A 6957-nucleotide genomic window follows, 5' to 3' on the forward strand; every position below is an offset into this window, starting at 1 on the left:
GTGGTGAGCGGAAAATTGCTCATTCAGGCGGATGGATAAATGTTGCCTTTGCGGGCCTCTTCGCGGGCAAGCCCGCTCCCACAGTGGTCGGTGGTGTTCACACATTTTGTGTTCAGCACAAAACCCTGTGGGAGCGTGGCTTGCTCGCGAAGAGGCCCGATCAAACACTGCAAAACTCAGCTGCCCGGAACAAACATCTCCCGGCTCAACCCATGCCGCTGCAGCTTTTCATTGAAGGTCCGGCGCGGCAGTTGCAACTCTTCCAGCACCGCTTTCACATCGCCCTTGTGCCGGGTCAGCGCCGCGCGCAGGCATTGCGCTTCAAAGGCTTCCTGCTGAGCGGCGAGGGACTGGCCCGGATCGATGCCCTGCACCGGCTCATCCAGCCCCAGCACCTGGCGCTCGGCGACATTCGCCAGTTCACGCACGTTGCCCGGCCAGTCGTGGCTGAGCAGGTGACTCAATTGCGCCCCGCTCAACGGCGGGAAAGTGCGGCCCAGACGCTGGGCGGCGCTGAAGGCGAACGATTCGAACAGCAGCGGAATGTCTTCGCGGCGATCGCGCAGCGGCGGAAGGCGCAGCTCGGCGACGTTCAGGCGATACGCCAGGTCTTCGCGAAAACGTCCGGCCCGGGCCTCGTCCAGCAGATCAGGCTTGGTCGCGGCGACGATCCGCAGATCGACACGAATGCTCTGGTTCGAGCCCAGGCGTTCCAGCTTCTGCTCCTGCAACACCCGCAGCAGCTTCACTTGCTGAGCCAGCGGCATGCTTTCGATCTCATCGAGAAACAGCGTGCCGCCGTCGGCGTATTCCAGCTTGCCGATGCGCTTGCCGGACGCGCCGGTGAACGCGCCACTTTCATGGCCGAACAACTCGGCTTCGAACAACTGCTCGGGGATCGCCGCGCAGTTCAGCGCCACGAAGGGCTTGTCCGCGCGCGGGCCGAAATCATGCAGGCAGCGGGCGATCAGTTCCTTGCCGCTGCCGGTTTCACCGCGGATCAACACGTTGACCGGCAGCGCCGCCAGATCCAGCACCTGTCGACGCAAAGTCTGCATGCCACGGGACACGCCGAGCAGCGTTGCATCGAGTCTGGCGCGGTGGTCGGCCTGCTCGTGCAGGGCGCGGTTTTCCAGGACCAGCCGCCGCTTGTCGAGCGCCCGGCGCAGGCTGCCGAGCAGGGTTTCCGGGCTGAACGGTTTTTCGAGGAAGTCGTAGGCGCCGTCACGCATGGCTTCGACCGCCATCGGCACATCGCCGTGACCGGTCAGCAGAATCACCGGCAGATCGGCATCACGTTTCTGCACTTCCGCCAGCAACTGCAGACCACTGAGCCCGGGCATGCGCACATCGCTGAGGATCACCCCGGGAAAGTGCGCCGGCAGCGCGGCGAGGCAATCTTCGGCGCGGCTGAACAGCTGCACCGCGAACCCCGACAGGCTCAGCCATTGCTCGACGGCGCTGCGAATGCTGCTCTCGTCATCGACCACCATCACTGAGTTGAGCATCAGATGTGTGCCTCCAGATCGATCGGCAGGGTCAGGCTGAACACCGCGCCGGCCTCGCCATTTTCAACGCTCAGACGCCCGCCGGATTCATGCACGATGGCAAAGGATACCGCCAGCCCGAGGCCGAGTCCGTCACCCACCGGTTTGGTGGTGAAGAACGGGTCAAACACCTGGTTCAGGTGCTGTTCGGCAATCCCGCCGCCATTGTCGATCACGCTCAGGCGCCACAGTTGTTCGTCCACTTCCAGGCGAATTTCCAGGCGCTTGCACGGTTTGCCCTGCATTGCATCGAGGGCATTGCGCAGCAGATTGATCAGCACCTGTTCGAGGCGTATTGCATCACCACGCACCCACGCCGGACGCGTCAGGTGCAGCACCAGACTGACCTGTTCGTCGCGCAGGCGCGCATCGAGCAGTTGCAGCGATTGATCGACCACGGTCGCCAGATCCAGCCGTTCGCGCAGGCCGCTGGGGCTTTTGCGGGCGAAGGTTTTCAGATGGCCGGTGAGCGATGCCATGCGCGTGAGCATGTCGTCCACCGGTTTGAGCGCCTTGTACGCATCATCGACGCGGCCATGTTCGAGCAGCAGGCGCAGCGTCGCCAATTGCATCCGTTGCGCGGTCAGCGGTTGATTGATTTCGTGGGCCAGTGCGGCGGACATCTGCCCCAGCGCCGCGAGCTTGGCCGATTGCACCAGACCGTCCTGCGCGGTGCGCAGATCGCGGGTGCGTTCTTCGACCAGTTGTTCGAGTTCTTCGCGGTTGCGCTGACGGACTTTCGACAGGCGCCAGCGCTGATTGAGGAACAGCAGCAAAAACACCAACGCCAGCCACACACCCGCAGCGGCCAGCCCGGCGTTGCGTAAGTCTTCGAAAGCCACTTGCGGGCGGCGCAACAGGTGCAGGGTCCAGCCTTCGGTGGCCAGCGGCAGCGATTCCCACAAGTAGTCCGCCGTTCCGTCCGGGCCTTCGACCCGGCGCAGGTCGCTGTTGTCGTCGAAGTGACGCAGCGACAAATGCGTCAGCGGGATCAGCGATTGTTTGTCGTACTGGCGCGTGCGCTTGATCTCGTCCATGTCGCGGCTGTCCAGCGGCCGCAACGAGCGATAGCGCCAGCCGGGCTGGTTGGCGATGAAGATGATCCCGCGTGCATCGCTGACCAGCAGCGTGTCGCTGCCCTGGCTCCATTCGCGCTCAAGCTCGGGGAACTCCAGTTTGACTACCATCGCGCCAAGGAACTCGGCGTTGTCGCCGAGCACCGCGCTGGACAGAAAATAGCCGGGGATGCCGCTGGTCACGCCCACCGCATAAAAGCGCCCGCTGCCCTGAGTGCGGGTCTGGCTGAAGTACGGACGAAAACCGTAGTTGTGGCCGACGTAACTGCTCGGCAGGCGCCAGTTGCTGGCGGCCACCGCGAGGCCGCTGTGATCAAGCAGCTCGAGGGTCGAGGACTGCGCCGCGCCGTTGATCTGCTCCAGCTTCAGATTCAGCACATTCTGTTGTTCCGCGCCCACCGGCCCGGCCAGCGCGCTGCGCAATTGCGGGTCCAGCGCCAGCACGGCGGGCAGGGCGCGATAGCGGTCGATCAGGGTGTGCAACGAGTTGGCATACAGCGCCAACTGCTGGCTGGCGCGAGTGGCGTCCTCCTCCAGCGCCTGACGTTCGGCGTGGCGGATGGCAAGGGTCGCGGCGATGGCCGCACCGGCAATGATCAGCAGGGTGTACAACGACAAACGCAGGGTACGGGAAGTCGGCAGCATGCTGGGCTAATGGATAGAGGGACGGGCGGGCACGATAGCATGCGCCGAAGTGGCTCGGCGCACTGTTCGAACGGCCTTCGACGTCACACGTACGTTTCGCCGGCAGAGACCCGCTGGATGTATTTCGTCCGCGGCTTGGGGATGGGTTTAAGCCTTGAATTCTCAGTGACTTTGCTCTGCAGTTGTTGCAGGCGATTGTTCACGTCTGCGCCGATGTCGGGGGCGTCATCCATGACCGCTTGGGCCGTCTCCAGCACCTTGCCGATGGCGTCGAACGGGTCGAGTCCGCTTCTCAGGAGCTTGATGACCTCGCGTTGTTTGTCACCGGCAAGGGCCTGCAACTGGTCGTAGAACAGCGCCTGAGTCCGCTCGTGATATGCGTTGAGGGTATTGGTCATGTTTTTGATGCTTTCCAGCACCTCCGTGCCGCGATTGAGCAGATCAGTGGTGCCATCAACCATGCGGTTGACGGTATCACTGACGGTTTGCAGGCCATTCCTGAGTTCCTGGGTGCGCAGCGTTTGCGCGAGTTTCAAGCCTTTCTTGAAAAAGTAATAGCGCAGCAACGGGAAAACGACCATGCCCGCCAGCGTCCCCACACCACTGCCGATGGCATTGCCAATTCCTGGTAGCGCCGTGCCTATAAGTCCACCGATGGCGAGCCCCTTCCCCGCACCGTAAAGAGCCGATTTGATACCCTGCCGGGACTTGATAAATTTGCCGAACGTCATGGTTTTGCGCAGGTCTTCGATGTCTGCGCCTTCGGGGATCAAGTCGTCGAACTCGCGACTCAGGTTGTGTAATTGATCGGCCGCTGTTTCGGCTTTGTCGAGCAGGCCGATCGCTCGTTTGGCCAGATCGAAAATAACCTTGTAGTTGCCCCTCCGGTCGACATGAATCGCCGGGTTGTTGCCGACAAAAGCGTACAGGTTCAGTCCGTCCACGTCCCGGGCCGGATCGGCGCTGATCCAGCGTTGCAGCCATGGCGCGTAATATCGCGCGCCGTAATAGTACAAACCGCTGGCATCCATTTCCTTGCCCGAGTAACGGATCGTTTTGTAATCCGCTTCCACGGCTGAACGGGCTGCCCACCAGGCCGTGCCGCCGAAGGCGTAATAATGCTCCAGGCTGATCACGCCAGCGTGGCGGTCCAGTTCCAGCGAGCAGGATCCGAGGTGATCGTCGAGGCTGAAGCGCAGTTGATCGGCCTCGATATCCGCCGGTTGACCGCTGAGCCAATGCAGGCAACGCGCGCCCGGCAGCACGATGACATGCAGTTGCTGGCCGTCGCTGCGGCTGTGGATTTCCAGCCCTGGCAGGTAACGTACCTCGCGGCGATCGGTGATCGACGGCGTATGCCTCAGCGTGCATTTGTAAACGCGCTGACCCTGGCTGTAGCGATAGATTTCATCGTCGTCGGGCAGGCCGTTGCTGTGTTGCAGCAGGGTGACGCGGGCCAGTTGATCGTAACTGTCCCACGCCAGAGGCAGGCCGCCGTGCTGCAGTTTCAGCTGGTTGCCGTGGCGGTCAAAGTAGTCGCCGAACACCGGTTCGGGGTCAGCGGGTTGGCAGCGCAGCCCCCGATTGCTGTCAGGGGCGATTTTCATCTGTTGCGTGAAGTTGTGGCCCTTGCGCACATGCACCAGTTCAACGAGGTTATTTCCCGCGTCGTAGTGATACTGCTCGCTGTAGTTGAAGCGCCGCCCTGGGTCGATGGGTTCGATCGGTTGCGGCAAACCTGGCGATTGTTGCGGGATCTGGCCTTCGAAGCCGCGACTTTCGCTCAGCCGATACAGCGAGTCGTAGACAAAATGACGATCACCATCGACGCGCTGATTGGCGAAATACACCGTGGCCAGGGTGCGATCCTCGATACGCAGGACATTGCCGACCGGGTCATAGGTGTAGTGCAAGTCCTGCAGCGGTTTTTCCTGATCCTTGCAGGCCAGCTGATTCAGCAGGCGACCGTCAGCGGGATCGTACACGCGGCGGCTGCGCACACCATTGCCGGCCCGTTGTTCGAGCAGTTGGCCGGAGGCGTTGTACGTGGCAGCGTCGACCACCGGTTGTGCCGCGTCAGCCCCGGCTATCCACAGCGATACCTGATGTAACTGGCCGGCGACATCGTAGCTCGAGCGTTGCCGGTGACCACCGGCGTCGGTGACTTGCACCACATTGCCGTGCGCGTCGAAATCCGTACGAGTGATGAAAGCCGCCGTCTCGCCCGACAGCGTACGGGTTTCACTCACTGCCTTGCCCTGCAGGCTGTAGCCGTAGACCACCACCGTGGCGCCCGGGTCGGCGCTTTCGCTCAGTTCACCGCGCAGGTTATGCCCGGGGTCGGCATTGTGGTCGGCATAGGTGTAGCGCTCGACATCGACTTGCGCATTTTCATCGACGGCGATCAACCGCATCATCGGATCGTAGCGATTGCGCCATTGCGTGCCGCGCTGGTCGTGGCGTTGCAACACCTCACCGGCCAGACCGGGCAGGTTTACGCGCCAGCCGGAATCGACGCTGTCGACTTTCAGTGGTTTGCCGCTCAGGGTGTAGACCGTCGCAAGATTGGGTATGGGCGCAGTACCGAACAATCGAGGATCCCACTGTTCGATGAGACGTCCGGCAGAGTCATGGTGCTGACGGGTAATCAGCGCTTGGGCCTCATCGCCCGCTTTCTTGCGCCAGTAAGCCACCTGCCTGACAGGCAAGCCCCGATTGTCGTTGACAGAAAGATCTGGCGTTCGGCGAGAAATAGAGCTGTTCATAGGATTGAGCGGTGGTTTCAGGCCGCATTTTTTTCCCGATAGTATTGAGATACACGGTATTTCAGGTCCATCGTATGTTCCATTTTTGCTTTCACGACCCTTTCCGCTTTACCTAGGCGCACGCGTGTTCCCGCGACTTCTCCTTTAAACCCGGGGGCGGGCGCAGAGTTCTCAAGTTCCTTCAAGGCTTCATCAGTCCGATCTTTCTGAGTATTCAGGTAGTCACTCAGAACTTCGAATTGTTCGTCTATCCAGTCCAGGTCTTCCTGCCCAAAGCTGCCACTCAATGCATCGAGCCACACTTTGCCCAAACGATAGAATTCGACGACTTTCTCCAGATGGGAACCGTACAACGTGGCACTATCGGCAAAGGCGACTCCTGTCGCCAACGCCGATTCTTTCATACCCGCGTCGGTTCTCGGGTCGTATTTGGCTGCAAGGTTCTTCATTTCCTTGCGTACGCTAAAAGGTTTGGGGTTCGCGTCGTCAATGATGCTGGCCAGATCGAGATCGTCGGTCTCTGGTACGAACGCATACCCGAAAGAAGACTTCTTCGCGATCTTGTCCATCTCGTTTCCTGTGATATCTGCCGCTACGATTCCTGCTACAGGCCCGAGTATTGCCGCGCCGGCGGGCCCGGCCACGGAGCCGACAAGCGCCCCACCCATACCTGCCGCCGCCGCCATGGTCGCTGAGGCAGAAACCTTGGTAATTGTGAACAGGAGCTTTTTAAAGCCTACTTTGTTGATGTCCCTTGTACGGGTCATGTTGTAGAACTGGTACATCTGCTTGTTCATTACGGCATCGACGCTATTCAGCAGGTTTGAGTACTCATGGATGACCGCTCTCAATTCGGCAGGTGTTCGTTGTTCTCCACTGTCATCGAAATAGCTCAGTGGGCTGTTTCCCACAAACCCATACAGA

3 protein-coding genes and 1 pseudogene are annotated in these 6957 nt (G+C 60.8%); all 4 read right to left on the minus strand.

The window, feature by feature from the left end; genetic code table 11:
* Nucleotides 1–176 precede the first annotated feature (176 nt).
* Nucleotides 177–1508, minus strand: coding sequence for a sigma-54 dependent transcriptional regulator (locus KCG87_RS17585; protein ID WP_139054299.1), 1332 nt, complete (start codon nucleotides 1506–1508; stop codon nucleotides 177–179).
* The gene (locus tag KCG87_RS17590) at nucleotides 1508–3268 is read right to left on the minus strand and encodes an ATP-binding protein (RefSeq protein ID WP_098965309.1); all 1761 of its coding nucleotides are present in this window, start codon (nucleotides 3266–3268) and stop codon (nucleotides 1508–1510) included. Before KCG87_RS17590 ends, KCG87_RS17585 begins: the two co-directional genes overlap by 1 nt.
* Before the next feature lie 83 nt (nucleotides 3269–3351).
* A complete protein-coding gene (locus tag KCG87_RS17595; protein WP_246881765.1) occupies nucleotides 3352–5976 on the minus strand; it encodes an RHS repeat-associated core domain-containing protein in 2625 nt (874 codons plus the stop codon).
* A gap of 74 nt (nucleotides 5977–6050) precedes the next feature.
* A pseudogene (locus tag KCG87_RS17600) lies at nucleotides 6051–6957 on the minus strand (toxin); the annotation flags it as partial.

Origin of the sequence: Pseudomonas sp. MWU347, assembly GCF_017947305.1 — a bacterium.
GTDB lineage: Bacteria > Pseudomonadota > Gammaproteobacteria > Pseudomonadales > Pseudomonadaceae > Aquipseudomonas > Aquipseudomonas putida_A.

Coding starts and splice junctions, on each gene's coding strand:
- KCG87_RS17585 (WP_139054299.1), bottom strand. CDS start 1,508: ATGCTCAACTCAGTGATGGTGGTCGATGACGAGAGCAGCATTCGCAGC.
- KCG87_RS17590 (WP_098965309.1), bottom strand. CDS start 3,268: ATGCTGCCGACTTCCCGTACCCTGCGTTTGTCGTTGTACACCCTGCTG.